Origin of the sequence: Flavobacterium sp. HTF, assembly GCF_003105115.1 — a bacterium.
Lineage (GTDB): Bacteria > Bacteroidota > Bacteroidia > Flavobacteriales > Flavobacteriaceae > Flavobacterium.
Window position 1 is genome coordinate 1 of sequence record NZ_QETH01000181.1, and the last position, 498, is coordinate 498.

3 protein-coding genes are annotated in these 498 nt (G+C 35.7%); all 3 read right to left on the minus strand.

Annotated features, from left to right (window positions below; translation table 11 throughout):
* Window positions 1-39: 39 nt before the first annotated feature.
* From DCO46_RS22965 to DCO46_RS23465, 3 genes are read right to left on the minus strand one after another with little or no spacing between them, the layout of a single operon-like run.
* Window positions 40-183 (minus strand): class I lanthipeptide, encoded by a 144-nt coding sequence (locus DCO46_RS22965; protein WP_165829093.1) that lies wholly within the window; start codon window positions 181-183, stop codon window positions 40-42.
* A 5-nt stretch (window positions 184-188) separates the two neighbouring features.
* Window positions 189-332, minus strand: a complete 144-nt coding sequence (locus DCO46_RS22970; protein ID WP_165828981.1) for a class I lanthipeptide — start codon at window positions 330-332, stop codon at window positions 189-191.
* A 6-nt stretch (window positions 333-338) separates the two neighbouring features.
* On the minus strand, window positions 339-482 hold the full coding sequence (locus tag DCO46_RS23465; protein WP_165828981.1) for a class I lanthipeptide: 144 nt from the start codon (window positions 480-482) through the stop codon (window positions 339-341).
* Window positions 483-498 lie beyond the last annotated feature (16 nt).

Here is a 498-nt window from a genome sequence, read left to right on the forward strand (position 1 = left end):
AAGCAAGCTTGTTGTTTGGGTTTTGTTTTTTCATTTGGATTATAGTTTTGCGATTAAGAAACTGATTACTAAGTAACATGCAGGAGAGCTTCCTCCGTCAACGTCATGCATTTGTGTGTCGTTTAATTCTGTAACAGCCACTTTGTTGAAAGCAAGCTTGTTGTTTAGATTTTGTTTTTTCATTTGGATTATAGTTTTGCGATTAAGAAACTGATTACTAAGTAACATGCAGGAGAGCTTCCGCCGTCAACATCATGCATTTGTGTGTCGTTTAATTCTGTAACAGCTACTTTGTTGAAAGCAAGCTTGTTGTTTGGGTTTTGTTTTTTCATGGTTGATTATAGTTTTGCGATTAAGAAACTGATTACTAAGTAACATGCAGGAGAGCTTCCGCCATCAACGTCATGCATTTGTGTGTCGTTTAATTCTGTAACAGCCACTTTGTTGAAAGCAAGCTTGTTGTTTGGGTTTTGTTTTTTCATTTGGATTATAGTTTTG